Origin of the sequence: Streptomyces sp. LUP47B (assembly GCF_001746295.1) — a bacterium.
Classification (GTDB): domain Bacteria; phylum Actinomycetota; class Actinomycetes; order Streptomycetales; family Streptomycetaceae; genus Streptomyces.
Genome location: NZ_MJAH01000002.1, coordinates 848,193 through 873,104, shown reverse-complemented (window position 1 = coordinate 873,104; position 24,912 = coordinate 848,193). Strand labels below are relative to the sequence as shown.

General features: G+C 71.1%; 24 protein-coding genes and 1 tRNA gene. 17 read left to right on the top strand and 8 right to left on the bottom strand.

The window, feature by feature from the left end:
• Positions 1 to 369: 369 nt before the first annotated feature.
• The gene (locus BFN33_RS10530) at positions 370 to 681 is read right to left on the bottom strand and encodes a hypothetical protein (RefSeq protein ID WP_069759614.1); all 312 of its coding nucleotides are present in this window, start codon (positions 679 to 681) and stop codon (positions 370 to 372) included.
• A 347-nt stretch (positions 682 to 1,028) separates the two neighbouring features.
• On the opposite strand from BFN33_RS10530, the gene BFN33_RS10525 reads away from it, so the two are divergent.
• The 4 genes from BFN33_RS10525 to BFN33_RS10510 all read left to right on the top strand — a co-directional run bounded on the left by BFN33_RS10525 (position 1,029) and on the right by BFN33_RS10510 (position 3,295).
• Entirely contained in the window at positions 1,029 to 1,901 is an 873-nt protein-coding gene (locus BFN33_RS10525) for a bifunctional DNA primase/polymerase (protein ID WP_069759613.1), read from the top strand.
• A gap of 48 nt (positions 1,902 to 1,949) precedes the next feature.
• A complete protein-coding gene (locus BFN33_RS10520) occupies positions 1,950 to 2,381 on the top strand; it encodes a hypothetical protein (RefSeq protein ID WP_069759697.1) in 432 nt (143 codons plus the stop codon).
• A gap of 290 nt (positions 2,382 to 2,671) precedes the next feature.
• Positions 2,672 to 2,854, top strand: a complete 183-nt coding sequence (locus BFN33_RS10515) for an integrase (RefSeq protein WP_069759612.1) — start codon at positions 2,672 to 2,674, stop codon at positions 2,852 to 2,854.
• Between the two features lie 210 nt (positions 2,855 to 3,064).
• Entirely contained in the window at positions 3,065 to 3,295 is a 231-nt protein-coding gene (locus BFN33_RS10510; protein WP_069759611.1) for a chaplin family protein, read from the top strand.
• Between the two features lie 290 nt (positions 3,296 to 3,585).
• Here BFN33_RS10510 and BFN33_RS10505 read toward each other — a convergent pair.
• Positions 3,586 to 3,670 (bottom strand) — tRNA-Ser (locus tag BFN33_RS10505).
• A gap of 65 nt (positions 3,671 to 3,735) precedes the next feature.
• Complete coding sequence (locus tag BFN33_RS10500; protein WP_069759610.1) at positions 3,736 to 5,235, bottom strand: S1C family serine protease; 1,500 nt, start codon at positions 5,233 to 5,235, stop codon at positions 3,736 to 3,738.
• 257 nt (positions 5,236 to 5,492) lie between these two features.
• Between BFN33_RS10500 and BFN33_RS10495 the strand changes: the two genes are divergently transcribed.
• The 3 genes from BFN33_RS10495 to BFN33_RS10485 all read left to right on the top strand — a co-directional run bounded on the left by BFN33_RS10495 (position 5,493) and on the right by BFN33_RS10485 (position 8,104).
• A complete protein-coding gene (locus BFN33_RS10495; protein ID WP_069759609.1) occupies positions 5,493 to 6,320 on the top strand; it encodes a glycerophosphodiester phosphodiesterase in 828 nt (275 codons plus the stop codon).
• Positions 6,321 to 6,378: 58 nt separating this feature from the next.
• Positions 6,379 to 7,014, top strand: coding sequence for an ATP-binding protein (locus tag BFN33_RS10490; RefSeq protein ID WP_069759608.1), 636 nt, complete (start codon positions 6,379 to 6,381; stop codon positions 7,012 to 7,014).
• A gap of 124 nt (positions 7,015 to 7,138) precedes the next feature.
• Positions 7,139 to 8,104 (top strand): DUF5926 family protein, encoded by a 966-nt coding sequence (locus BFN33_RS10485; protein WP_069759607.1) that lies wholly within the window; start codon positions 7,139 to 7,141, stop codon positions 8,102 to 8,104.
• Between the two features lie 244 nt (positions 8,105 to 8,348).
• Here BFN33_RS10485 and BFN33_RS10480 read toward each other — a convergent pair whose 3' ends face one another.
• Together BFN33_RS10480 and BFN33_RS10475 are read right to left on the bottom strand one after the other, a co-directional pair.
• The gene (locus BFN33_RS10480) at positions 8,349 to 8,999 is read right to left on the bottom strand and encodes a hypothetical protein (RefSeq protein WP_069759606.1); all 651 of its coding nucleotides are present in this window, start codon (positions 8,997 to 8,999) and stop codon (positions 8,349 to 8,351) included.
• A 56-nt stretch (positions 9,000 to 9,055) separates the two neighbouring features.
• Positions 9,056 to 9,721 (bottom strand): bifunctional DNA primase/polymerase, encoded by a 666-nt coding sequence (locus tag BFN33_RS10475; protein ID WP_069759605.1) that lies wholly within the window; start codon positions 9,719 to 9,721, stop codon positions 9,056 to 9,058.
• A gap of 452 nt (positions 9,722 to 10,173) precedes the next feature.
• Between BFN33_RS10475 and BFN33_RS10470 the strand changes: the two genes are divergently transcribed.
• From BFN33_RS10470 to BFN33_RS10455, 4 genes are all read left to right on the top strand, one after another.
• A complete protein-coding gene (locus tag BFN33_RS10470; RefSeq protein ID WP_176742348.1) occupies positions 10,174 to 11,685 on the top strand; it encodes a PP2C family protein-serine/threonine phosphatase in 1,512 nt (503 codons plus the stop codon).
• Between the two features lie 82 nt (positions 11,686 to 11,767).
• Complete coding sequence (locus tag BFN33_RS10465; RefSeq protein WP_069759603.1) at positions 11,768 to 13,237, top strand: aminopeptidase P family protein; 1,470 nt, start codon at positions 11,768 to 11,770, stop codon at positions 13,235 to 13,237.
• A 49-nt stretch (positions 13,238 to 13,286) separates the two neighbouring features.
• A complete protein-coding gene (locus BFN33_RS10460; protein ID WP_069759602.1) occupies positions 13,287 to 14,636 on the top strand; it encodes a PLP-dependent aminotransferase family protein in 1,350 nt (449 codons plus the stop codon).
• Between the two features lie 43 nt (positions 14,637 to 14,679).
• The gene (locus tag BFN33_RS10455; RefSeq protein WP_069759601.1) at positions 14,680 to 15,912 is read left to right on the top strand and encodes an MFS transporter; all 1,233 of its coding nucleotides are present in this window, start codon (positions 14,680 to 14,682) and stop codon (positions 15,910 to 15,912) included.
• Positions 15,913 to 16,271: 359 nt separating this feature from the next.
• On the opposite strand, the gene BFN33_RS10450 is transcribed toward BFN33_RS10455, so the two are convergent.
• The 3 genes from BFN33_RS10450 to BFN33_RS10440 form a co-directional block, all read right to left on the bottom strand.
• Entirely contained in the window at positions 16,272 to 17,105 is an 834-nt protein-coding gene (locus BFN33_RS10450; RefSeq protein ID WP_069759600.1) for a triphosphoribosyl-dephospho-CoA synthase, read from the bottom strand.
• Between the two features lie 9 nt (positions 17,106 to 17,114).
• Positions 17,115 to 18,035 (bottom strand): intradiol ring-cleavage dioxygenase, encoded by a 921-nt coding sequence (locus BFN33_RS10445; RefSeq protein ID WP_069759599.1) that lies wholly within the window; start codon positions 18,033 to 18,035, stop codon positions 17,115 to 17,117.
• An 88-nt stretch (positions 18,036 to 18,123) separates the two neighbouring features.
• Complete coding sequence (locus tag BFN33_RS10440; protein ID WP_069759598.1) at positions 18,124 to 18,567, bottom strand: ATP-binding protein; 444 nt, start codon at positions 18,565 to 18,567, stop codon at positions 18,124 to 18,126.
• 230 nt (positions 18,568 to 18,797) lie between these two features.
• Here BFN33_RS10440 and BFN33_RS10435 point away from each other — a divergent pair, with 230 nt between their 5' ends.
• The 6 genes from BFN33_RS10435 (at position 18,798) to efeB (ending at position 24,909) form a co-directional block, all read left to right on the top strand.
• Entirely contained in the window at positions 18,798 to 19,616 is an 819-nt protein-coding gene (locus BFN33_RS10435) for a hypothetical protein (protein WP_069759597.1), read from the top strand.
• Between the two features lie 135 nt (positions 19,617 to 19,751).
• Positions 19,752 to 20,498, top strand: a complete 747-nt coding sequence (locus BFN33_RS10430; protein ID WP_069759696.1) for a YcnI family protein — start codon at positions 19,752 to 19,754, stop codon at positions 20,496 to 20,498.
• A gap of 77 nt (positions 20,499 to 20,575) precedes the next feature.
• The gene (locus BFN33_RS10425; RefSeq protein WP_069759596.1) at positions 20,576 to 21,232 is read left to right on the top strand and encodes an SCO family protein; all 657 of its coding nucleotides are present in this window, start codon (positions 20,576 to 20,578) and stop codon (positions 21,230 to 21,232) included.
• Positions 21,229 to 21,681: a copper chaperone PCu(A)C gene (locus BFN33_RS10420; RefSeq protein ID WP_069759595.1), complete on the top strand. Its 453-nt coding sequence runs from the start codon at positions 21,229 to 21,231 to the stop codon at positions 21,679 to 21,681. The genes BFN33_RS10425 and BFN33_RS10420 overlap by 4 nt, the downstream gene beginning before the upstream one ends.
• 13 nt (positions 21,682 to 21,694) lie before the next feature.
• The gene (locus tag BFN33_RS10415; protein ID WP_069759594.1) at positions 21,695 to 23,599 is read left to right on the top strand and encodes a copper resistance CopC/CopD family protein; all 1,905 of its coding nucleotides are present in this window, start codon (positions 21,695 to 21,697) and stop codon (positions 23,597 to 23,599) included.
• Positions 23,600 to 23,607: 8 nt separating this feature from the next.
• Positions 23,608 to 24,909 carry an iron uptake transporter deferrochelatase/peroxidase subunit gene (gene efeB, locus BFN33_RS10410; RefSeq protein ID WP_069759593.1) on the top strand — a complete coding sequence of 434 codons (1,302 nt, stop codon included), beginning with the start codon at positions 23,608 to 23,610 and terminating at the stop codon, positions 24,907 to 24,909.
• Positions 24,910 to 24,912 lie beyond the last annotated feature (3 nt).

The window sequence follows — 24,912 nt, the reverse complement described above, 5'->3', positions numbered from 1 at the left end:
TCGCGGGCCGGCGGACGTGCTGCCACGGCATCCGGGTCCCGGGGGCCTGGCGGGGCCGTCGGGACCGTCCGGTCGTCGTTCGCAGCGTGAGGCTTCGGCCGGGCCGTCGAGTCGTCCGGGTCGTAGGTCTCCGGCCGAGGCGGCGGGGTGTCCGGATCGGCGCCCATGACGGCAACCTCCTTGTCCGCAAGATTTCCTGACTGTCCGTCAGATCCGGTGCGGTGTCAAGGCTGTCGCCGCGCACGCGAACACGCCTGCGCGGCGGTGCCGAAGCACCGCCGCGCGGACGTGTCCCACCCCGTGAAGCCCACCCCGTCAAGCCCACCCCCGTGAAGCGCCCCCCGCCGAGGGCCGGTCAGCCCTCCCGGATCACCACAGCGGGGTGAAGGTGACGGATGTGTTGTTGTTCCCCTGGTTGACGGCCGTGAACGCGGACCCCTTGACCTGCGCCGTGTTGCTCTGGGCCGACACACCGGAGCCGACGGCGTTCTGCTGCGTGGTGGACGAGTTGCCGTTGTTGTCGTGCCCGACACCGCTGCCCACGATGCTCGCGACACCCGCGTTCGATCCGTTGTCCGCGAAGCCTCCGTTGTCCGCCGCCGCGACGCCGGTGAAGAGTGCGGCGGCGAGCGGGAGGGCGGAGACGGCGGCGATGACGCGGGCGGGACGGATGCTTGCCATGGTGTTTCCTCCAGAACCCGGCCTGTGACCGGTAGTACGTCAAGTGAGGGTGCTTCCAGGGAAGTTGGCCGACCACCCCGGTGCTGTGCACGACGTCGCGAGATCAGAGTTGCCCACCGAATCCCCGGCGAACCAGAGCGGAAGCAGTTATTCCCCCTGAAGCGTGAGGGCAAGTCGATAAACCCCTTTCGCGACTTCAGGTGGCAGACCAGGACGATAAGGACGCTCAATCGCCAAGCGGGACAACAGGGGAAGCGTTCCGGCACTTTTCCGGCCAATCCCGGGACCCCGGCGCGTCGCGCTCGCCACCCCTTCCCTTTTTCGAACGTACGTACGAACATGGAGACATGGCCACCACCGACCGGCAGGCCACGACGCTGGCCCTCGCACACGCCCTGTCAGCCGCCGAACGCGGACTGGCCGTCATCCCCCTGTCCCGCACCAAGCTCCCGGCCCTGCGCTCCCCCCACCGCGACGACGGCTCCCCGGCCGCGCCCTGCCACGGCGAGTGCGGCGCGTTCGGCCACGGGGTCTACGACGCCTCGACCGACCCCGTCCGCATCCGCGAGCTCTTCGCGGCGGCCCCCTGGGCGACCGGCTACGGCATCGCGTGTGGTCTCCCGCCCCATCATCTGATCGGCCTGGACCTGGACACCAAGTCCGGCACGGACTCGTCGGCGGCCCTGCGCGAACTGGCCCTGCGCCACCTCTTCACGATCCCTGACACGGTCGTCGTCCTGACCCCGAGCGGCGGCCGCCACCTGTGGCTCACCGGCCCGCCCGACGCCGCCGTCCCCAACTCGGCCGGCCGCCTCGCCCCCGGCATCGACATCAGGGGCGCCGGCGGCTACCTCGTCGGCCCCGGCTCCCGCACCGACCACGGCGTCTACGGCACGGCCCCCGGCACCGCCCACCTCGCCCCCGCGGCCTGTCCACCGGCCCTGCTCCGCCTGCTCCTGCCACCACCGCGCCCCACCCACCCCGCGACCCACCCCTCGGCCGGCGACCAGGGCCAGGGTCTGGTCCAGTTCGTCCTCGCCGCCCACGAGGGCCAGCGCAACACCCGCCTCTTCTGGGCCGCCTGCCGCGCCTACGAGAACGGCATCGGCCCCGCGCTGGTCGCCCCCCTGGTCGACGCGGCCCTCAACACGGGGCTCACGGAACGGGAGGCAAGAGCGACGATCGCGTCGGCGGCGCGGATGTCGGGGCGTCGGCCATAGAACGGAACAGCATCACCAGCACCATGGGAGCGCCACAGAGTGCCGATCATGACCCTGTCCCGGCTCGTCCTGACCTCCGGCCGCAGGGTCGACCTCGGGGAGCTGCGCCTGACGTCGACGTACGGCGGGATGCTGGACGGCTACCCGTGCCGACCGGTCAACGAGCTGCGGATCAAAGGCCTCCTGCGGTCGGCCGAACACGACTACCCGACCGCACCTGTGCACCTGCTACCACCCCCGCACGAGTACCCCGACCACTACCCGGGCGCCTTCGGCCCGGTCGAGATGCTGCCGGCTGTGGCCTGCGTCGGCGTCTTCCGCTCCACGGCCCTGACACCTTCCCGCGACCCCATCCTGTACGGCTCCCACCTCACGATCATCTGGTTCCAGCCCCACGCACGCGTGCCGTCGGGTTGCGACGCGCATGACGGGCTCCGGGAGATCGCCTGGGAGGAACTGGCCCGGGACTACGAGCTGTAGACCTCGACTCCGTTCGAGTACCGACCCGCCCCACCCATGGGGAAAGGGTGCCCCTCACCGAGGAACACCCTTCCTGACCAGCACCTACGAACTACAGCGGTGGGTGTGGGATTTGAACCCACGGTGACTCGCGCCACGACGGTTTCACGAGCGTCGTGCATGGGCGTCCCCCACGGTGTCTGAGCTGGCGAAACGCTGAATCGGCTAGTCAACAGCAAGAGGAGCACCCGGGCCGACGCGGCGATGGGTGCTCTTCTTGCTGTTCGGTGCGCTGCACCGACCTTGCGGGGGTGCCGTACTCCCTGCGGCACGCCGGGGTGTCGCTCTGGATCAAATCGGGGGTGGATCCCGCGGAGGTCGCCGCACGCGCCGGCCACAGCATTGCCGTGCTGTACCGGTTCTACGCGAAGATCCTCAAGGGCGGCCAGCAGCAGTCCAATCGCCTGATTGCCCGCGCGCTGGACGAGGGGTGACCAGCCCGTCGCGGCCGGACGGATTGACAACCCTGAGCCGATCGTCGAGTAGACCCCTTTTATCCTGATTCATCGGGTCGTATCGTCGAAGTAGGGGTTGAACCACCCTCCCGCCCTGCATCCCCAAGGGCGCATCGCCAACCAAGTGGCGGTGAGTTCGCTTCGGTCGCACGAAGCGAACGGTTCGTCTCTCCCTGAGAGGAGGGTGACATGAAGCTCAAGCGCATAGCCGCAGTCGCGGGCGTGAGCGCTCTGCTGGCGTTCGGCGGGCTCGCCGCGACCGGCGGGACTGCGGAAGCCGCTACGAACGTCTGCGGCAACTCCGTGAACATCGGCAGCAGCGGTAACCCGGCCCATGGTCAGACCTGCGTCAACGGTCAGGTCAAGGGCAACACGGGCAACGTCAGCGTCACGACGTGGCTCTCGCAGTTCCACTTCTGATTGCGCGCCATGTGATCGGATCACCGACGCCAAAGGCCGAGTGGCTGAGGAGCGGGAAAATTGGAGGGTTCGACGGCCCCGCACGAGGCCGCCCGTCAGCCCGTCACGTTGCGAACACAGGAAACAGCTCTTCATGCCGGGCATGAGCCTGATCCTGGCCCACAGATGGCCCATACGCACTGGTCAAAGGTGAGATACGGGCGAGCCAGGGTGAGACAGGGTGTACCCAGAAGGGGTGCCGCTCCGGAGAGTGACACCCCTTCTGACCTGCAAGTCTCTGACCTGCGCTGCGGTGGGTGTGGGATTTGAACCCACGGTGACTCGCGCCACGACGGTTTTCAAGACCGTTCCCTTAGGCCGCTCGGGCAACCCACCCCGCGCCGGCCGGTGACCGGTCGGCGCGGGGACCAGAGTAACGGGTCAGGACGGGCGCGTGCCGGTCAGCTGTCGCCGGTGCGGGCGCCCAGGGTGAGATCCACCGTGTGGGTCTTGCCACCGCGCTCGTAGGTGATCTTGACCTTGTCGCCGGGCTTGTGGGTCCAGATCTCGCCGATCAGCGTGGGGCCGGAGTCGATCACGTGGTCGTCCAGCTTGGTGATGACGTCACCGGGCTTGAGGCCGGCCTTGGCGGCGGGGCCGCCCGCCTCGACCGGGTCGGAGCCGCCGGCGGCGGCCTCCTGGGTGATCTTCGCGCCGCCCGTGGAGTCCTCCAGGGAGACGGACGCGCCGATCTTGGCGTAGACCGGCTTGCCGGTCTGGATCAGCTGCTGGGCGACGTACTTGGCCTGGTTGATCGGGATGGCGAAACCGAGGCCGATCGAGCCGGACTGGCTGGTGCCGCCGAGGCCGCCGCCGCTGGTGGACTGGATCGCGGAGTTGATGCCGATCACATTGCCCTGCGCGTCGAGGAGGGGGCCTCCCGAGTTGCCCGGGTTGATGGACGCGTCCGTCTGCAACGCGCTCATGTAGGAGGCGTTGCTGCCGCTGCCGTCGCTCGACGCCACCGGGCGGTCCTTCGCGCTGATGATGCCCGTCGTGACGGTGTTCGACAGACCGAAGGGGGCGCCGATCGCGATCGTGGAGTCGCCGACCGCCACCTGGTCGGAGTTGCCCAGGGTGAGCGGCTTGAGGTCACTCGGCGCGCTCTTGAGCTTGATGACCGCCACGTCGTAGCCCTGAGCGTGGCCGACCACCTCTGCGTCGTACTTCTTGCCGTTCGGGAAGGTGGCGGTCAGTTTGCCGCCGTCGACCGCGTCGGCCACCACGTGGTTGTTGGTGACGATGTGGCCCTGGGTGTCGAAGACGAATCCGGTGCCGGTGCCGCCCTCGCCGCTGGTGGACTCGGCCTCGATGGTGACCGTGCTGGGCAGGGCCTTCTGCGCCACGCCCGCCACGGTGCCGGCGTCCCGCTTGACGCTGCCGCCGCTGTCGGAGGCGGAGAGGGTCGTCGAGGAGCCGTTGTCGTTGTTCTTGGCCAGGGTGTAGCCGAGACCGCCGCCCAGGCCGCCGGCGACGAGCGCCGCCACCAGGACCGCGGCGACGAGACCACCACGGCCGTTCTTCGGCTTCGGCGCGGGCTGCTGGTAACCCGAACCCCAGCCGCCACCCGAGCCACCCGCGCCGCCGTCGGCGTACAACGGACTGCCCGGGGCCTGCGGCGGCGGCCAGGAGCTCTCGGGGCCCTGACCGGGGTGCTGCGGCGCGCCGCCAGCGCCCTGCTGAGCCCCACCCTCCGCCGAGCCGTACGCCGGAGCCGGTCCCGCGTGCACGAGTTCCGGCCCCTGGGCGCCGCCCGAGGCGTACGGCGACGCCGGCGGGATCGGGGTGGTGGGGGCGCCCGCCTCGGAGGCGTGGGGCGTCGAAGCCGCGGGAGCATCCACCGGCACGGGGGGTGCAGACGGGGCCGGGGGTACCGCGGTGCCCTCGTTCTCGGTGCTCACAGCTTCTCTCCTCGGTCACGGCTGTCGATTGTCGGTCGCACTCGGTCACGCTCGGCCAGTGCCGCTCGGTGTCCGGCGTGCGTCAGCTGTGCATGTCCTTTTGTATGCCGTCAGCTTTTCCCACGGGCCGTCAGGGCACCATAAGCGGTGCCTGTGGGTTCCCGGTTGTTCTTTATATAGGCCATGTAAGACAAATGAGGCGCAAACCATATGCCTCCGTTCGCACGCGTACCCCCTGGCGGTGGCACCATGACGCAGTGACCCACGCACGGCAGCAGCTGATTCAAGTCGTCGCCCACCGCGGAGCCTCGGAAGACGCTCCCGAGCACACTCTCGCCGCGTACCGGAAGGCGATCGAGGACGGTGCGGACGCCCTCGAATGCGATGTTCGCCTCACGGCCGACGGTCATCTCGTGTGCGTCCACGACCGACGGGTCAACCGTACGTCCAACGGCCGCGGAGCGGTCTCGGCCCTTGAGCTCTCCGACCTCGCCGCCCTGGACTTCGGCTCCCGCAGGACCCGGGAGTTCTGGCGCACCCGCGACGAGGAGCCGGACTGGGTGTACCGGCCCGAGGACCGGGAGGACACCTCCGTCCTCACCCTGGAGCGGCTGCTCGAACTCGTCGCCGACGCGGGGCGACGGGTGGAGATGGCCATCGAGACCAAGCACCCGACGCGCTGGGCCGGCCAGGTCGAGGAGCGGCTGCTGGTGCTCCTGAAGCGGTTCGGCCTGGACGCCCCCGCCTCGGCCGCCGAGTCGCCCATCAGGGTCATGAGCTTCTCGGCCCGGTCGCTGCATCGCGTGCGTGCCGCCTCGCCGACCCTTCCGACGGTCTATCTGCTGCAGTTCGTCTCACCCCGGCTGCGGGACGGCCGGCTGCCCGCGGGGGTGCGGATCGCGGGTCCCTCGATGCGCATCGTGCGCAACCACCCCGGCTACATCGAGCGCCTGAAGCGGGCGGGTCACCAGGTGCACGTGTGGACCGTGAACGAGCCCGAGGACGTGGACCTCTGCGTCGAGCTGGGCGTCGACGCCATCATCACCAACCGCCCGCGCGCGGTGCTCGACCGACTGGGCCGCTGACGTCCCCTCCGTCACAGGGTGTGCCCCGGCGCGTTCGGTGCGTGTTCGAAGGTGACGAATGCGTCGGCGGAACGTGATTGGCCGGTTTCCGGTACAGGCCAATGGGGCATCCACACCGTGGCGTGGGGCGAAGGAGGTCTCGGGGGTGGCGTTTGTGGTGGCACAGGAGGTGCCCACGTCGTCGAGCATGGCCGTACCCCATGGCCCTGCGGGCGTGGGGGAAGCGAGACACCGTATGCGCGTACAGCTGCGCAGGGGTGGTGTGACGGAATCGGTCATCGACGACGCCGTACTGATTCTTTCCGAGCTCTTGAGCAACGCGTGCAAACACGGCCGGCCGCTGGGTGACGCCCTGGCCGGGGACGGTGACGTCCGCGCCGCCTGGCGGGTGGACACCGGCGGCAGGCTCACGGTCGAGGTGACGGACGGCGGCGGGCCCACCCGCCCGGCTCCGGCCACGCCCTCGGTCACGGCGCACGGCGGCCGCGGGCTGAACATCATCACCGCGCTGGCCGACGACTGGGGTGTCAGGGACGACGCCCGGGGTGAGGTCACGGTCTGGGTGATCGTCCACTCGGACGTTCACGATCCGGACGCCGGCTGCCGGCGGAGCGACTTCGCCACGCGGGTCGTGGCCCCGTCGGTGGCGATACCCGACCTGGACTTCTCGGACGCGTTCGACGATCTCGGCTGAGGCGACCGGGACCGGGCGTCCGTGCAGGACACCCCGATGGTTGTCCACACGCTCCCGTCGGCCAAGTCGCAAGCGGCTAGGCTCGCGCCCGTACGAGACGAGCCGTAACCGGGAGACAGCCACGATGGCCAAGAAGCGACCCCAGACGAAGGCCAAGCGCCCGCAGCTCACGGACGGGGAGGTCCCGGTCGTCGGCGCCCGCGAACCCTGCCCGTGCGGAAGCGGCCGCCGCTACAAGGCCTGCCACGGCCGGGCCGCCGCACAGGCCGCGACCGAGCTGGTGCACCGCCCGTTCGAAGGCCTCGCGGGCGAGGGCGACTGGGTGGCCCTGCGCGAGCTGGTCCCCGCCGCCACGGTCGAGCTGACCCTGAAGAGCGGCCTCCCCGAAGGCGTCCCGTCGGTCACGCTGGCGACGGTCCTGCCGATGGCCTGGCCCGCCCTGCGCCGCGACGACGGCTCGGTGCTGCTCGGCCTGCAGAACGACACCGCGTCCGGCGACATCAGCCGCGACCTCGCCGACACCCTCCAGCGCGCGCTCACCGCGGCTCCGGGCACCCCCGTGGAAGGCCGGCGCGCTCCCGCCGACGGCCCGCGGCTGCAGGATCTGCTCGACCCCGAAGGCGCGTTCGAGCCAGTTGTGCACGAGGGCTTCGAGTTCTGGGTGCCGGACGCGGAGAACGCCACGCCGGAGGTGACCGCCTCGCTGGAGCGGGCCAACGCCGCGGCCATCCCGACCGTCCGGCTGTCCGGTGTCGACGCCGCCTACTGGTGCGAGACGCCGGACAAGAACCACCTGCGCTGGGTCATGCCGCACCCCGAGGAGCAACTTCTGGACGCGCTCGCGCGACTGCACGCGGCCGGGAAGTCGAGCCTCGGCGAGGGCACCCGGCTCGTCGGTTCCTTCCGCGCCCACGGCCTCACCGTGCCGGTCTGGGACCTGCCGAGCGGGGTCACCGCGGACGATGTCGAGAAGCCGGCCGCCGAGTTCGCCGAGCGGCTCGCAGGCGCTCTGGCCACGGACGCACCGCTGACCGCCGACGAGCGCCGCGCCCGTGGCGGCCTCACCAACCGTCAGGTCACGCTGAGTTGACAGAGCCGGTGCGGCTGACCGGTCGGTCAGCCGCACCGCATCTTCACCGAACGACCGGCTCCGCTCACAACTCCTCCCAGGAGAAGGTGAATCGGTGTCCGAATCAGCCACGAAGCGTCACGGTCGAATTTGCGAACGGCGGATCTCTTGTTACGGTTCCAATAGCCCGGTTGCTGGTGCATCCCCCGTCGCCAGCAACCGGGTCTTTCTGTGTCCGGGCAGCTTTACGGAACGCCGCCGCGCGTCAACTACCCGTAGTTTCCCCGGAGTTGCTCCCGGCCCGCAGCAGCAGTGGTCCGCTGTCCGGCCGGGCGGCGAACTCCGCGACCGCCGTGTAGTCGGCCGGTGTCCCGTGGATTCCGTCCCGGGGTGTCTCACAGCTGTCCGGCTCGTCCCCGGCGCCCACCGGGCAGTGCATCTGCACAGTGCGTCCGCCGGGCCCCATGAAGCTGAGCACGGCGTCCAGCACCACGCCGGTCGCATTGCGGTAGTAGGTGCGCGCCCAGGTCTCCTCGCCCTGCGTGAGCACACAGGTCTGTGCCTCGATGCCGTCGGGGGAGATCAGTTCGGGACCGCAGCGCGCGGCGGTGGCCAGGCCCAGGCCGAGCAGCAGCGGGGCGCGGCCGGCGGCGGCGAGCGGCGCCTTGTGGTCATCGGCGGCGGAGGGCCGTACAGCGGAAGGTTCCGCGGAGGCCCGCGCGACGGAGCGCCGTCCGGAGGAAGGCTCCGCGGAAGGACGCACGAGATCGCGTACGACCTTGCGGCCTCCGTCGCCCACCTGTCCCGCGGAGGCCACGGCCAGCGGCAGCGCGACCACGCACGCCACGACTCCCGACAGGGCAAGCAGACGAACCCATCGGGGGTCTGGGGGTCGTCCCCCGGAATGACGCAGCATGAAACGGACGATAACGACCCGGCGCGGGCACCTGGTTCCGCCCGCGCCCGACACCCCTACAACTCGGGTGCGCTCACACCCGTACGGGTGAGGGCCTCGACCACGGCGTCCACCACGGCCTCGACGTCGGGAACCCACGGAGAGGCCGAGCCGGGAAGCGGAGCCCGCTCCCAGGTGATGTCACCGTGGCCGGTCTCGGACGGGGGCAGGGCGAGGTAGCCGCCCTCACCATGAAAGCGGAGGGAGCCGGGGACGTGGTCCTGGGCGTACAGCAGTTCGCCCAGCTGCTCCAGGGAGTACGGCTTGACGAGGATCGCCCAGCGGGTCGGCGAGGCGACCACCGGGCCCAGGCGCATGCCCTGGGCGTCGAGCGCGGCCAGGGCGCTGGCGGCCGGGAGGGCCGGCAGGCTGACCGCGCAGGGGGCCTTGCCGCCGGTGGCCAGGATGATCGGTGCGGCCGGGCGGTTGGTCCACCACCAGCGCACCATGCGGTCATCGGTGGTGGCCGCGAGCAGGCCCGGGTCGAAGGGGTGGGCGCCGGGGACCGTGCACTCCGGGTCGGGGCAGCCGCAGCGGGCCCGGCCCTCCGGGTCCGGTGCCACGCCCGGGAGTACGGGCCACTGCCATTCCTTCGCGAAGGTCAGGGCCGCGCCGAGCAATTCAGGCCTTCCGTCGCTGCGCTGGGACAGGAGCCTGCGTCGCCTTCCGAGGATCTCGCGCATGAGCGCTCGTTCCTTTCCGTTGCACCGCTGGCAACACCGTGGACCACATCACACCATGTGTCGATCACTTCACTGTGCGTACCTGTTGGCGCATCACACCCTTGTCCGAGACAAGGGGAACCCCATACTGCGTCTATCAAAAGCCTGGGCGTGGCGGGGGGTGGCGAAGTCTGGCGTTTTGCCGTCCCGCGTATTTCTCTCCGCCTCCGCCACGGGAGGATGGGGCTCGGTCGTCGGTGGTTAAGACGCCCGGGTCGGTCACCAGGTTCCGGGTGGCTGTCCACCACCCCTGGTCCTTACCGAGTACGTACCCATCACGACCGCTGTGACGCTCTGTGGAGCAAGGCCAGTCGACCTCAATACACCGTAACCCGAGTCAGTTTTAAGCCAACTTTGCCCTTCGGCCCACTCCCCACCGGCTACCCACGGACACCAGGAATCCCGGCAGGACAATGCTGGACATCCCCTTACGAGTGCGTGTAGATGTGGAGACACTGCTAGCGGCGCAGAATGACATGGGGGTTTGCGATGCTTTTGAGCAATACGCACCGGTCGGAAAGCCGAACGCCATGAACGCCCCTCACCCTCCGAAAGTGGCTGGAATCGATTCAACGGTTCCCGCACCCGCACACACTGTCGCGCCCGCGCCAGCCGCCCCGGCCACCACTTCGGTCTCCTCGCCGAACGCACCCGGCGCCCTGCTCCAGGACCGGCTCGCCGGCTGGGTCTCCGACCTCACGACCCTCCACGAACTCACCGAACGCCTCGTCCGCACGGACGCCCTGGCCGACGCCCTCCAGGAAGTCCTGCGTGCCGGAGCCGCCCTCGTGGGAGCCCGGCGCGGACTGGTCGTCCTCGAACCGGACGACGGCCTCGGCCCCGACACCACCATCGGCCTCGGACTAGCCCGCGCCGACCTCGGGCACATCGAGACCGTCCCGCGCAGCTCCATGTCGTACGGAAGGATCCTCGACGGCCTGCCGGGCGGCGACGGCGAGATCGCCCAGCCCGACCTGCTCGCCGAGGACGGCCTCGACCCGCGCCACCGTGAGGTCGCCGCCCGCCTCGGTTACGCGGCCTGCTACGCACTCCCCCTGTCCACCGCCGGTGCCGGCCGCCTCGGTGCCGCCGTGTGGCTCTACGACGAGCCCGCCGAACCGTCCGAGCGCCGGCGCCACCTCGTCGGCCTGTACACCCGCCATGCCACCGAGCACCTGGCCCGGCTCATCGAAGTCGAGCGCACGCGCGCGTGCATGGCGACGATGGCGGAGGAACTGCTGCCGTCCCGGCTCCCCCGCGTCGCCGGAGTGCGGCTCGCCGCCCGGCACCGCACCGGTCCGCGCGGCGGCGGCGACTGGTACGACGCGCTGCCGCTGCCGGACGCTGCCCTGGGTCTCGCGGTCGGTTCGGTGACCGGCAGCGGCGCGAGCGCGATCGCCGCGATGGGGCGCCTCAGAGCCTCCCTGCGGGCGTACGCGGTCATGGAGGGCGAGGACCCGGTCGCGGTCCTGTCCGACCTGGAGCTGCTGCTCAGGCTCACCGAGCCGGCCCGCTCCGCCACCGCCCTGTTCGCCTACTGCGAGCCCGCCCTGCGCAAGATCACGCTGGCCGGTGCCGGGCACTGCCCGCCGCTGCTGATCGGCGAGCGCCGCACCGACTTCGTGGAGACCACCGTGTCCGCGCCCCTCGGCATGCTCGCCTGCTGGGAGGCGCCGAGCGTGGAGCTGTGCGCCGAGCCGGGAGAGACGGTTCTGCTGTACACCGACGGACTGCTGCACCGCACCGGCGACGCCACCGACCGCGCCTTCGCACGTCTGCACGCGGCGGCGGCCGGAGTGCCGAGGACGCTGCGCGGCGACCCCGGCGCCGTCGCCGACCACGTGCTGCGGACCGTGCTGCCGGACGGGCAGGACGAGGCGGACTCGCAGGAGGACGTCGTACTACTCGCGGCTCACTTCGAGTAGCAGGTGGTAACAGGTCTTCCGGCCCTGGGCCCCCTTCCGTACGACCGTACGATGGAGGGGGTCCAGTGCCGTATCTAGGAGGATGACCGTGGCCGACGAACTCAACCCGGAGAGCAACCCGGAAGAGTCGGAGGAGCCGATCAAGAAGCGGAAGAACGGCCTGTACCCGGGCGTCTCCGACGAGCTGGCCGAGAGCATGAAGTCCGGCTGGGCCGACACGGAGCTGCACGACCTGGAGCCGATCGCGCAGGCCGCCGAGACCGCGGCCCGCCGTGCGGCGCTCTCCGCGCGGTTCCCGGGTGAGCGGCTGGTGATCCCGTCGGGCAACCTGAAGACGCGTTCGAATGACACGGAGTATCCGTTCCGGGCATCCGTCGAGTACGCGTACCTCACCGGCAACCAGACCGAGGACGGTGTGCTCGTCCTGGAGCCGGCCGCCTCCGGCGGTCACACCGCCACGCTCTACCTCCTGCCGCGCTCGGACCGCGAGAACGGTGAGTTCTGGCTCTCCGGGCAGGGCGAGCTGTGGGTCGGGCGGCGGCACTCCCTCACCGAGTCCGAGAAGCTGTACGGCATCCCCGTCTCCGACGTCCGCGAGCTCGCGGACGCGCTGCGCGAGGCGAGCGGCCCGGTGCGGGTCGTCCGCGGGTACGACGCCGGCATCGAGGCCGCGCTGACCGACAAGGTCACCGCCGAGCGGGACGAGGAGCTGCGGGTCTTCCTGTCCGAGGCGCGGCTCGTCAAGGACACGTTCGAGATCGGCGAGCTGCAGAAGGCGGTCGACTCGACGGTCCGCGGCTTCGAGGACGTGGTGAAGGTCCTCGACAAGGCCGAGGCCACCTCCGAGCGGTACATCGAGGGCACGTTCTTCCTCCGCGCGCGGGTCGAGGGCAACGACGTCGGCTACGGCACGATCGCCGCGGCCGGGCCGCACGCGTGCACGCTGCACTGGGTGCGCAACGACGGGGCCGTGCGGTCGGGTGAGCTGCTGCTGCTCGACGCCGGTGTCGAGACGCACACGTACTACACCGCCGACGTGACGCGGACCCTGCCGATCAACGGCCGCTTCAGCGAGATCCAGAAGAAGATCTACGACGCCGTGTACGACGCCCAGGAGGCCGGGATCGCGGCCGTGCAGCCGGGCTCCAAGTACCGGGACTTCCATGACGCGTCCCAGCGGGTGCTGGCCGCGCGGCTCGTGGAGTGGGGGCTGGTCGAGGGCCCGGTGGAGCGGGTGCTGGAGCTGGGGCTCCAGCGGCGGTGGACGCTGCACGGGACCGGGCACATGCTGGGCATGGACGTCCACGACTGCGCCGCCGCACGGGTGGAGTCGTATGTCGACGGGGTTCTCGAGGCGGGCATGGTGCTGACCGTCGAACCCGGGCTGTACTTCCAGGCAGATGATCTGACCGTGCCCGAGGAGTACCGGGGTATCGGGGTGCGGATCGAGGACGACATCCTGGTGACCGAGGACGGGAACCGGAATCTGTCGTCGGGGCTGCCTCGTCAGTCCGACGAGGTCGAGGCGTGGATGGCTCGGCTCAAGGGTTGAGTCCCGGCTGCGGGCGGATGGTGGCCGGTCGCGTCCCTGGGCGGGTTCTGTGGACCTCCATCTAGAAGCCGGCTCCGTCGAGGGGCGTCGGGTCGGGCTCGAACGGGCCCTGCGCGACGCCGTCCGGGACGGCAGGCTCGCTCCTGGGGCGCGGTTGCCCGCCACTCGGCGGCTCGCCGAGGAGCTGGGGCTTTCCCGGGGGACCGTGAAGGCGGCCTACGACCAGTTGATCGCCGAGGGTTATCTGACCGCTCGGCAGGGATCAGGGACGGTCGTCGCTCCGCTGCCCGCCGCTGAGGCCGAACCGCCGGAAAGCGGTGCACGCACGCGTGCGCCGCTTTTCGATCTCCGGCCCGGGAGTCCGGACGTCGGCGCCTTTCCCGCCGCCGCCTGGCTCAAGGCCGTACGGCGGGCCGTCGCCACCGCGCCCGTCTCCGCGTACGACTACGGCGATCCCCTGGGGCGCGTCGAACTGCGGACCGCCCTGGCGGAGTATCTCGGGCGGGCCCGCGGGGTCGTCGCCTCTCCCGAGCAGATCGTCGTCACCTCCGGGGCCGTGCAGGGGCTCGCGCTGCTCACGCGCGTTCTGGAGGACGGGGTCATCGCCATGGAGGACCCCGGGCTGCCCTTCCACCGGGATGTCGTACGGCGTGGCGGTGGGCGGGTGGTGCCGGTGCGGGTCGATGAACTGGGGGCCCGTCCGGAGGACTTGGGGTCCGCCGACGCCGTCGTCGTCACTCCCGCCCATCAGTACCCGACCGGCGTGACACTGCACCCCTCACGGCGGCGGGCGCTCACCGACTGGGCACGCGCGCGTGGGGCGTTGGTCGTCGAGGACGACTACGACGGGGAGTTCCGTTACGACCGACAGCCCGTCGGGGCGCTGCAGGGGATGGCGCCGGGGCAGGTCGTCTACCTGGGCACGGCGTCCAAGACGCTCGGGCCCGCGCTCAGGCTCGGGTGGATGGTGCTGCCGCCGCACCTCGTCGGGCCCGTCGCCGACGCCAAGCTGCACAGCGACCACAGCACCGAGACCATCGGGCAGTTGGCGCTCGCCGAGCTGATCGGCAGTCATGCCTACGACCGTCACGTGCGCGCGTGCCGGATCGGATACCGGCGGCGCAGGGACCGACTGGTGGAGCGGCTGGGGGCGCGGTGGCGGGTACAGGGGATCGCGGCCGGGCTGCATGCCCTGGTCGAGGTCGGGGACGAGGGGGCGGTGCTGGCGCGGGCCGCGGCCGAGGGGCTCGCGGTGGGGTCTCTGCGGGAGCACTGGCACGCGGCGGGATCGCACGAGGGTCTCGTCGTGGGGTACGGGACGCCTCGGGAGGGGGCGTATCCGCAGGCGTTGGAGGCGCTCGTCCGGGTTCTGGAATTGGGCCACTCCCAAGGGCGTTGATTGGGTCTGCCGATCGGTCCACCACGTTTCTAGTGTCGTTCCCATGACGAACTCACTCGTCCCGCCCGCGGGGCCGCAACGCGTCCTGGCGATCGCCCAGTTGAGCAACTCCGTCGGGGACGGCGCCTACTACGTGACGTCGGCGCTCTACTTCACCCACGTCGTCGGGCTCGACCCCGCCCGCGTGGGGCTCGGGCTGACCGTCGGGTGGGCGGTCGGGTCGGTGGTCGGGGTACCGCTCGGGCGGCTCGCGGACCGGCAGGGAGCGCGCGGCACGGCGGTGCTGCTGGCGCTGGCCACGGGGCTGGCGGTGGCGTCCTTCCTGGTGGTGCGGGACTTCGCGCCGTTCGTCCTGGCGGCCTGCGCCTACGCCTCCGCGCAGTCCGGGCTCGCCGCGGCCCGGCAGGCACTGCTCGCGGGGCTGGTGTCCGCCGGGGAACGGACCGGGTTGCTGGCCCACCTCCAGGCGACGCTCAACGCCGGGCTCGCGGTCGGTGCGGGGCTCGGCGGGCTGGCGTTGCACGCCGGTTCGCGGGCCGCGTACCTCGGGGTCTTCGCGGTGGACGCGGTGAGCTTCGTGGTGTGTGCGGGACTGTTGGTGCGGCTGCCGTCGGTGGCGCCTCGCTTGCCGGTGGAGAAACATCGCGGTTCGGGGGTGCTGCGTGACCGGCCGTACGTCGTGATCACCCTGCTGAACACCGTCCTGCTGCTGCGGATGCCCTTGCTGAGCCTGGGGATTCCGCTGTGGATCGCCGAGCGGACCGCGGCTCCGACCTGGCTGGTCTCCGCGCTGTTCGTGCTCAACACCGGGGCCGTGATGGTCTTCCAGGTGCGGATGGCCCGCGGGGTGACCGGGCTCGCGTCGGCCACGCGCGCGGTGCGGCGGTCGGGGTGGGTCATGCTGGCGGCCTGCGCGGTGTTCGCGCTGTCTACGGGGGCTTCGCCGTGGGTGGCCGTGGGCGCCCTGGTCGTCGGGGCCGTGCTGCAGGTGGTCGCCGAGATGGGGCAGTCGGCGGGTTCCTGGCAGCTCTCCTTCGACCTGGCTCCGGCCGAACGCGTCGGCGAGTACCAGGGGTTCTTCGGGACCGGGGTGACGGTGGCCCGGACGCTGGGCCCACTGGTGCTGACCACCCTGCTGGTGGAGTGGGGCACGCCGGGGTGGCTGCTGCTCGGCGGGGTGACGCTGGTCGCGTCGTACGCGATGGGACCGGCGACCAGGAGGGCCGCCGGCCGTGTCTCGGAGCCGAGCGTGGGGCGGGCCGCGCTCGTGAAGTGACGGACGGCTGCGTTCGGGAAGCGACGGGTGCGGGGGCCGGGCCGCACCCGGGCAGTGCCCCACGCCGGGTGGGCCAAGCCCGGTGGCCGACGGGTGGCAGGTGCGCGCGCTCACGCACCGACAGACATCGGGTGGGCCGCGCTCGGGCGCCGACGGGCCTCGGGGCGGGTTGCGTTCGGTCAGTGACGGGGCGTCGGGGCAGGCCGCACCCAGGCATGGCCGACGCCGGATGAGCAGGCCCGGACACCGACAGGCTTCGGGGCAGGCCGCGCTCGAAGCGACGTTCGTCGGGCGGGCCGCACCCGGGCAATGGCCGACGCCGGGCGGACCGCACCGGGCACCCGCCCACACCGGTGGTGTCAGGTGGAGCGTGGGTCGGTAGGCAGCGGGAGGGTGTCCACAAACAGGGCCCCCGCGAGAAGCCCCGCGCTGCCTCGGGGGCTCCACGCGCGCGCGTGGAGGTCGGTGTCGAGGGCGAGCAGGGCCTCGCGGCCCGCTTCCGTCGTCGTACCGCCCGCCTCCAGGACTCCGCGGGCGCCCGCCTGGACGTGGCGGAGGCCCGACGGGCCTGCCGTGTAGAGGAGTTCGGTGTCCTGGAGGGTGGACATGACGGTGAGCAGGGCGTCCAGGCGGGCCTCGGCCTCGTCGGCGCCCGCCTTGCGGGACGTGGCCAGCGCGTCCAACGCCCGCCGTACGTGCGGGAATCCGGCCCGCGCCTCGCCCCGGGCCCCCGCCGCGCCGTACTTCGCGGAGACCGAGGAGCCCCGGGAGGGCCGTCGCGGGGCGCGTTTGTCGCTGTGCGCGGCGATCTTCTTGGCAGCAGTGGCCAAATCCTTGGACCGCGCCCCCGGTTCGAGGGCGGCCGCGGCGACCAGCAGACCGAGGGTCCACAGGGCACCGCGGTGGCCGCCGCCCGCCAGGCCCACCGAGTGCTCGGTGCACCGGCCGATCGCACCCAGCTCCGCACGCAGCTGGGGACTGGCCTCGCCCGTGCGGCGAGCGGCGGCGGCCATCGCCGCGAGGCCGGGCGCGAGCGCCTTGGCCGACCAGCGCAGGGAACAGTGGTCCGGGCTCGTGGCGCGGGCGCCGAGGTCACGCGGGTCGGGCAGGCCCGGCTTGGGAGCCAGGGCCAGCTGACCGGTCAGCGCGTCCACGGCGGCCAGTGCCAGCGCCTCGTCCTCGCGGCTGCTCATGGCCGTACCTTATGAGGACGCGGAGGCCGAGGGACTGGCACTTTCGGACGGAGCGCCGCTCGGCGGTTCGCCCGACGGGGCCCCGCTCGGAGGCGTGCCGCCACCCCCGCTGCCCGCGCCCGTGTTCTCGGCGTCCGGGTCGATGGCGAGGCTCAGGGAGCCCTTGTAGCCCTTGGACGGGTCGGCCTTGTGCACGGCCTTGAGGGTGAGCAGGCCGCTGGAGGCGCCGCCGCCGTCGTAGACCATGTCGTCGTCGAGGGTCGTGTAGCTGCCGGAGTGCCGGGAGTAGGGCTCCAGCGCGAAGATCTCCTCGGCGATCGTGTCGTCGAAGAACAGCTGGCCGGTGTAATTGACCGTGCCGCCCTCGTAGGTGCCGTCCTCCTTCTCGCCGCCGGTGTGCACCTTAACGTGGATGTGGCAGGTGCGCGGGGTGTACCAGCCCGGGAAGATCGTCTCGAACTTCACGACCCCGTTGGCGTTCGCGATCTGGTAGCCGCGCAGGTAGGTGTTGTCGTTCGCGGTCGAGCCGTCCTCGCTCTCCGCGGGCGCGGACCCGCCGGGGTTGGCGGTGGTGTAGCCGGAGTAGTAGCCCCAGGCATCGCAGTGCCAGATCTCAACAGCCGCGCCCTTGACCGGGGTGCAGCCGTCGGTGGCGTCCACGACGGTCAGCCGCAGCGTCAGCGGGACACCGCTCTTGCCCTCGGTGATGTCCTTTCTGACCAGGGCGCCGTCGAGATAGTACGGACCTTCGGTGACGCTCGACATGAGCGTCATGCACGCGCCGGTGGCCGTCGCCCCGGTGCTGTCCGTGGCGTCGGCGAAGGCCGACTGGTACCCCGCGACGGCGAACCCGCCCGCCGCGACCGTTCCGCCGGTCACCACGAGGGCGCGGCGCCGGGTGATGCTGGAGTTCCTGTGGTTTCCCGTCATGGCCAGGAACGTAGGGATCCTGTCCGTCAGGACCTTGAGGGGACGCTGTGCGCAACCTGAGGATGCTGAAAAAGCTGAAGTCCCCGGTTCACACCGCCATCAGCGGCGCGTCCTTCCGCCACTTGAGGATCTTGTCGAAGCTCACCACGGCGCCACGGCCCGGTTTGTTGCCGATCTGGACGTGGTCGGCGAGTTCGCGGATGAGACAGAGGCCGCGGCCGTTCTCCGCCTCCATGGGGGTCGGGCGGGGCGGCCGCACGGGCGGGAAACCCGGGCCGGAGTCGGTGACCTCGATACGGCACTTCTCGCCGTCGAGATAGGCGGTGACCCGGTACGCCGCCGAGGAGTCCGGCACCCCGCTCTCCCCGCCGTGCTCCACGGCGTTGGCGCAGGCCTCGCTGAGAGCGAGGGAGAGGTCGTAGGAGACGTCCGGGTCGACGCCCGCGGTCTCCATGGTGCCGAGCAGCAGGCGCCGGGCGAGCGGAACGCTCGCAGCCTCGCGGCGCAGATGGAGTGACCACCAGATGCTCATGCTCCAGCCTCCTGGCCGCGGCTCGACATACCGTTACGTATTGCCGCGCGTGCCCCGGTGTAAGCACATCGTTGACGTGATGCCGCCCATATGGGGGATGCGCCGGGCGCAATGACCGGTGTATGTGGGGCAGCCCGGGTCAGAAGTGACCTTCCGGTCGTACACCCCGTACGTCATCTTGTGGACCTGCCGTATGGCGGTCATAAGCCCAGTGCGATGATGAGCCCGCCATGACTGCCCCCCACGCGCGCTCCGGAGGGGATCTCCGGGTTCTGCGGGCCGCGGTGTTCGCCGCGGTCTGCGTCGTGCTGGCCGCGGCCGGTCACTCGATCGCCTCCTGCGCCACGGTGCCGTGGTGGACGCTCGGTGCGGGGTTCGTCGGGGCCGTTCTCGTCGTGGCACCGCTTGCCGGGCGCGAGCGCTCACTGGCGGGGATCGCGACGCTGCTGGCGGTCGGACAGACCGTGCTGCACGTGCTGTTCGGGCTCGGGCAGCACGGCACGACGGCGATGTCGTCCATGGCGTCGATGTCGTCCGCTCAGCCGGCGTCCGACGCCACGCTGGTCCAGCAGGCCGCGCGGCTGCTGTGCGGGACCACCGCCGCGGCGATCAGCCCGGCGCAGGCGCAGAAGATCCTCACCGACGCCCGGCTCCGGCCCGGGACGGGCACCACCATGGCGCACCCTTCCGCGGACGCCATGACCGGCTCCTCCGTCTGGCCGTCCCTGCCGATGGTCCTCGGGCACGTCATCGCGGCCGTCGCCGCTGGGTGGCTGCTGCGGCACGGGGACCTGGCGCTGCTGCGCCTCGCCGAACTGTCCACGTGCTCGGCGCATTCGGTCGCGGAAGGGGCGCTCGTACGGTCCCTGCGGGGGGCCCTCGCGCTGGTACGCGCCCTGCGTGCGGGGCTGCCGGGAGCGCCCGAGGCCGGACCACGCGCCCCGCTGGCGGCGTCGCTCGCGCCGCCCCGACCGTGTACCGCGGCACTCCAGCACACGGTGATCAGGCGCGGCCCCCCGGCCGCCGCCGGACTCGTTCTCGCCGCCTGACGCGACGCGATCACCGATCCGCATCCTGAAGGACATTCCTGAGGGACGTGTGGAAGGGGCCGCCGTCGTGCGGCACGCGCGTGTGCTCACGCGTATCCCTCTTCACGGAACCCCTTTCGAAGCGGAGTGCTCTTCATGAAGGCTTCTCGTCTCGCCGCCACCGGTGCCGTCGCCGCCACCGCCGTCAGTGCCGTCATCGTCTTGTCCTCACCCGCCTTCGCGCACGTCAGCGTGGCCGCCGAGGGCACCGCCGCCAAGGGCGGTTACGCGGTCGTGGACTTCAAGGTTCCCAACGAGCGCGACAACGCCTCCACCACCAAGCTCGAGGTCAACTTCCCGACCGACCACCCGCTGGCCTCGGTCATGCCGGAGCCGATGGCCGGCTGGAAGATCGAGGTCACCAAGTCCAAGCTCGCCAAGCCGCTCGAACTGCACGGCGAGCAGATCACCGAGGCCGTCTCCAAGGTCACCTGGACCGCCGCCACCAAGGACAGCGGCATCCCGACCGGCTACTTCGAAAAGTTCCCGGTCTCGATCGGCGCCCTGCCCGAGAACGCCGACGAACTGGTCTTCAAGGCGATCCAGACGTACTCCAACAAGGAGGTCGTGCGCTGGATCGAGGTGCAGGAGGACGGCGCGGAGGAGCCCGAGACGCCGGCTCCCGTCCTCGCCCTGTCCGCGGCCTCCGAGGACGGACACCACGGCTCGACGGCCGCCGAGAACGCGGACGCCAAGACCGAGAACGCCGCCGCGACCACCGAGGCCGCCACCGGCGACAGCAGTGACACCACCGCCCGCGTCCTCGGTGTGGTGGGCATCGTCGTCGGCGCCCTGGGCGTGGCCTACGGCGTGCTCGCCGGTCGTCGGCGCAGCGACGCCTGACCCTGTTTCGCGGGAGGCGCGCCGGGGTCGTACGGCCCCGGCGCGCACCGGAATTCTTACCTCTGGGACATTTTGATATGCGCAAGAAGACGTTCGCCGCGGCCGCGCTGATCGCCGCCGCCACCCTGACCCTCTCCGCCTGCGGCAGCGGTGACGACAGCAACTCGCCCGTTTCCGTGGTCTCGGAGGAGGCCGGCGCCGACAAGGCCGCCACCGTCCTCGACCAGCCGTTCGAGAAGCCGGACCTGGTCCTCACCGACACCAAGGGCGGGAAGTACGACCTCCGCAAGGAGACCGCAGGCAAGCCGACGCTGATCTACTTCGGCTACACCCACTGCCCCGACATCTGCCCGCTCACGATGAACAACATCGCCGTCGCGAAGAAGCAGCTGCCGAAGTCCGAGCAGGACAAGCTGACCGTCGTGTTCGTCACCACCGACCCGGCCCGCGACACCCCGGTCGAACTCGGCAAGTGGCTCAAGGGCATCGACACCCGGTTCGTGGGCCTGACCGGCGACTTCGCCACCATCCAGGCGAGCGCCCGCACCCTCGGCATCTCCATCGAGCCGTCCCACAAGGACAAGAAGACCGGCAAGACAGTCTCGGTGCACGGCACCCAGGTCGTCGCCTTCTCCCCGAAGACCGACGAGGGGTACGTCCTCTACGGCGAGGACGCCACCGTCGACGACTACACCAAGGACCTGCCCAAGATCATCAAGGGGCAGAACCCGTGAACCGTACGTCCACCGGGCTCGCCGTACTGACGGGGGCGGTCCTGCTGCTGGCGGGCTGTTCGGATTCCGACGGCTCCCCGGGAGGGCTCACCGTCTCCGGCGCCTACATCCCGCAGCCCGTCTCCGCCGACATGGCCGCCGGTTTCCTGACCATCTCCAACTCCGGCTCGTCGAAGGCCGAGCTGACCTCGGTCACCAGCGACGACGGCGAGGTCACCATGCACGAGACATCCGGCGGCGCGATGGAGCAGGTGTCCAGCCTCTCCGTGCCCGCCCACGGTCAACTCGTGTTCAAAAGCGGCGCCAACCATCTGATGTTCGACAAGCTGAAGCAGGCTCCGAAGCAGGGGCAGACGGTCACCGTCGAACTGCACTTCGCCAAGTCCGACCCCGTCGTCGTGAAGATGCCGGTGAAGTCGGCGACGTACGTCCCGAAGACCGGACACTGAGGGAGGGATCACCTTGACGCAGACCATCACCCCCCGCGTCCGGACCCTGGTACTGCTGCTCCTGGCCGCGTGCGGCCTGCTGCTGACCACGGCCGGGCCTGCCTCCGCGCATGCCGCGCTCACCGGCAGCGACCCCCAGCAGGGGGTGGTGGTCGACAAGGCGCCCGACCAGGTCTCACTGACCTTCTCCGAGAAGGTCGCCTTGTCGAACGACTCGCTGCGGGTCCTCGACCCCAAGGGCAAGGCCGTCCAGCAGGGCAAGCCGTTCGAGGTCAGCGGCACGACGTACGGCATCAAGGTCCACAGCGGCCTGCCCGACGGCACGTACACCGTCACCTACCAGGTCGTCTCCGCCGACAGCCACCCCGTCGCCGGCGCCTACACCTTCTCCGTCGGCGCCCCCTCGACCACCTCCGTCTCGGTCTCCGGGGAGACGGCGGGCGGAGGGGTCGTCGGCTGGCTGTACGGCTTCGGGCGGTACATGTCGTACGCCGGTTTCATCGTGCTGGTCGGCGGCGCCGCGTTCGTGCTCGGCTGCTGGCAGCGCGGCGCCGGTGTGAAGCCCATGCAGCGGCTCGTCGTCGGCGGCTGGCTCACACTGACCTCGTCCACTCTGCTGCTGCTCCTCCTGCGCGGCTCCTACACGAGCTCCGGGAAGGTCGGGGACGTCTTCGACCTGGACCTGCTCGGAAACGTGCTCCAGACCAAGGCGGGCGCGGCCCTCGTGTCCCGGCTGCTGCTGCTCGCGGCGGCGGCGCTCTTCATCTCCGTGCTCTTCGGGGCCTATGACAAGCGCGAGGACGAGGAGAAGCGGGACCTCACCTTCGGACTCGCGATCGGCGGAACCGTCGTCGCGGCCGGACTCGCGGCGAGCTGGGCGATGGCCGAGCACGCCTCGGTCGGGCTCCAGGCGGGCATCGCGATGCCCGTCGACGTCGTCCACCTGCTGGCCGTCGCCACCTGGCTCGGCGGGCTGACCGCACTGCTCGTCGCGCTGTACCGTTCCGACGCGCCGATCGAGTCGGCCGCCGTACGACGGTTCTCCCAGGTCGCCTTCGGCAGCGTGGTCGCGCTGATCGCGACCGGCGTGTACCAGTCCTGGCGGCAGCTCGGCTCCTGGTCGGCGTTCACCGGGACCCGGTACGGGCAGCTGCTGCTGGTCAAGATCGGGCTGGTGGCGCTGCTGGTCGGCATCGCATTCATCTCGCGGCGGTGGACGGCCCAGCTGGCCGACACCGTCGTACGGCAGAACAAGCGGGCACCTCAGAAGGAGCGGGTGGCTGCGAGTGCGTCCGGCTCCGGCAAGTCCAAGGGCGGCGGCTCCAAGCGGGCCGCTCAGCTCGCCCGGCAGCAGGCCGCGATGGACACCGCGCGGCAGAAGCGGACGCGGGACGCCGATCCGCACCGGTTCGGGCTGCGCCGCTCGGTGCTCGCCGAGGCCGGTGTCGCGGTCGTGCTGCTGGCGGTCACGACCGTGCTGACCCAGACCGAGCCCGGCCGTACGGAGGAGGACGCCAAGGCGGCCAAGGCGGCTTCCTCCTCTTCGTCGTCCTCCTCCTCGGCGTCGGCCGGGTCCGGGGCGGTGACCCTGGACATGTCCTTCGACACCGGCGGCGCGGACGGCAAGGGCGTGGTGACCGTGGACGTCGATCCCGCGCGCGTGGGCGGCAACGAGATGCATGTCTACGTCCAGCGGCCCAACGGCCGTGCCTTCGACATCCCCGAGGTGAAGGTCGCCCTCACCCTGGAGGCCAAGAAGATCGGGCCGCTGGCCATCACCCCCGACCACATCACCACCGGCCACTGGTCGGCGAGCGGAGTGCAGATCCCCATGGCGGGCGACTGGAAGATCGCCGTGACCGTGCGGACCTCCGACATCGACCAGACGACCGTCTCCAAGAACGCGCAGATCGGCTGAACCGCACCATGGCTGAACAGTCCATTCCCGTCGCCGGCCCCGAAGAGAGCGGCTCGGTCGAGGAGAGCACCTCCGCCGCGGGGGGCATCCCGGCCGGCAGCGGCATCTCGCGGCGCGCCCTGCTCGGCACCGCCGGCGCCACCGGGCTCGTCCTGGGCGCGGCCGGCGGAGCCGTGGGGTACGCCTCCGCGCCCGCCGCGGCTACTCCGCTGACCTCCGTGGGCAGCACCGAGGTGATGTTCCACGTGAAACATCAGCCCGGCATCACCGAGGGCCTCCAGGCCCGCGGCCATCTCGTCGCCTTCGACCTGGCGGCGGGCGCGGGCCGCAAGGAGGCCGCCGCGCTGCTGCGCCGCTGGTCACAGACGGCTCGCCGGCTGATGGCGGGGGAGGCCTCCGGGTCGGACGACACGGATGTCGCCCGCGACGCCGGACCCTCCTCACTGACGCTGACCTTCGGCTTCGGGCACAGCTTCTTCGCCCGCACCGGGCTGGAGAAGCAGCGGCCGGTAGCCCTCGACCCGCTGCCCGACTTCTCCTCCGACCAACTCGACAGGAGCCGCAGCAACGGCGATCTGTGGGTGCAGATCGGCGCCGACGACGCCCTGGTCGCCTTCCACGCCCTGCGCGCGATCCAGAAGGACGCGGGCAGCGCGGCGAAGGTCCGCTGGCAGATGAACGGCTTCAACCGCACACCGGGGGCCACGGCCCACCCCATGACGGCCCGCAACCTCATGGGCCAGCTGGACGGCACACGCAATCCGAAGCCGGGCGAGTCCGACTTCGACCGGCGCATCTTCGTCCCGGAATCCGGCACGCCCGCGTGGATGGCGAACGGCTCCTATGCCGTCGTACGACGGATCCGGATGCTGTTGGACGACTGGGAGAAGTTGTCCCTGGGGGCCCAGGAGGACGTCATCGGGCGCCGGAAGGCGAACGGCGCGGCGCTGTCCGGGGGCACCGAGACGACGCCGATGAACCTGGAGAAGACGGACGCGAAGGGGAATCTGGCGGTGCCGATCAATGCGCACGCCCGGATCACCCGGCCCGATCAGAACGGGGGCGCGGCCATCCTGCGCCGTCCGTTCTCGTACCACGACGGCATCGACGCCGACGGGGTGCCGGACGCCGGGCTCCTGTTCGTCTGCTGGCAGGCCGACCCCTTGCGCGGCTTCGTCCCGCTCCAGCGCAAACTCGACCGCGGCGACGCCCTCTCCCAGTACATCCGGCACGAGTCGAACGGTCTGTTCGCGGTGCCGGGCGGGGCGGCGGAGGGGGAGTACGTGGGGCAGGGGCTGCTGGAGGGGTGAGGG

Excerpts from the sequence above, each read along its gene's own strand:
- BFN33_RS10425 (WP_069759596.1), top strand. The coding sequence starts at position 20,576 with ATGCGCAAGAAGACGTTCGCCGCGGCCGCGCTGATCGCCGCCGCCACC.
- BFN33_RS10490 (WP_069759608.1), top strand. The coding sequence starts at position 6,379 with ATGCGTCGGCGGAACGTGATTGGCCGGTTTCCGGTACAGGCCAATGGG.
- BFN33_RS10480 (WP_069759606.1), bottom strand. The coding sequence starts at position 8,999 with ATGCTGCGTCATTCCGGGGGACGACCCCCAGACCCCCGATGGGTTCGT.
- BFN33_RS10445 (WP_069759599.1), bottom strand. The coding sequence starts at position 18,035 with ATGACGGGAAACCACAGGAACTCCAGCATCACCCGGCGCCGCGCCCTC.
- BFN33_RS10440 (WP_069759598.1), bottom strand. The coding sequence starts at position 18,567 with ATGAGCATCTGGTGGTCACTCCATCTGCGCCGCGAGGCTGCGAGCGTT.
- BFN33_RS10475 (WP_069759605.1), bottom strand. The coding sequence starts at position 9,721 with ATGCGCGAGATCCTCGGAAGGCGACGCAGGCTCCTGTCCCAGCGCAGC.
- BFN33_RS10525 (WP_069759613.1), top strand. The coding sequence starts at position 1,029 with ATGGCCACCACCGACCGGCAGGCCACGACGCTGGCCCTCGCACACGCC.
- BFN33_RS10520 (WP_069759697.1), top strand. The coding sequence starts at position 1,950 with ATGACCCTGTCCCGGCTCGTCCTGACCTCCGGCCGCAGGGTCGACCTC.
- BFN33_RS10450 (WP_069759600.1), bottom strand. The coding sequence starts at position 17,105 with ATGAGCAGCCGCGAGGACGAGGCGCTGGCACTGGCCGCCGTGGACGCG.
- BFN33_RS10530 (WP_069759614.1), bottom strand. The coding sequence starts at position 681 with ATGGCAAGCATCCGTCCCGCCCGCGTCATCGCCGCCGTCTCCGCCCTC.
- BFN33_RS10455 (WP_069759601.1), top strand. The coding sequence starts at position 14,680 with ATGACGAACTCACTCGTCCCGCCCGCGGGGCCGCAACGCGTCCTGGCG.
- BFN33_RS10435 (WP_069759597.1), top strand. The coding sequence starts at position 18,798 with ATGACTGCCCCCCACGCGCGCTCCGGAGGGGATCTCCGGGTTCTGCGG.
- BFN33_RS10485 (WP_069759607.1), top strand. The coding sequence starts at position 7,139 with ATGGCCAAGAAGCGACCCCAGACGAAGGCCAAGCGCCCGCAGCTCACG.
- BFN33_RS10510 (WP_069759611.1), top strand. The coding sequence starts at position 3,065 with ATGAAGCTCAAGCGCATAGCCGCAGTCGCGGGCGTGAGCGCTCTGCTG.
- BFN33_RS10470 (WP_176742348.1), top strand. The coding sequence starts at position 10,174 with ATGCTGGACATCCCCTTACGAGTGCGTGTAGATGTGGAGACACTGCTA.
- BFN33_RS10465 (WP_069759603.1), top strand. The coding sequence starts at position 11,768 with ATGACCGTGGCCGACGAACTCAACCCGGAGAGCAACCCGGAAGAGTCG.
- efeB (WP_069759593.1), top strand. The coding sequence starts at position 23,608 with ATGGCTGAACAGTCCATTCCCGTCGCCGGCCCCGAAGAGAGCGGCTCG.
- BFN33_RS10430 (WP_069759696.1), top strand. The coding sequence starts at position 19,752 with ATGAAGGCTTCTCGTCTCGCCGCCACCGGTGCCGTCGCCGCCACCGCC.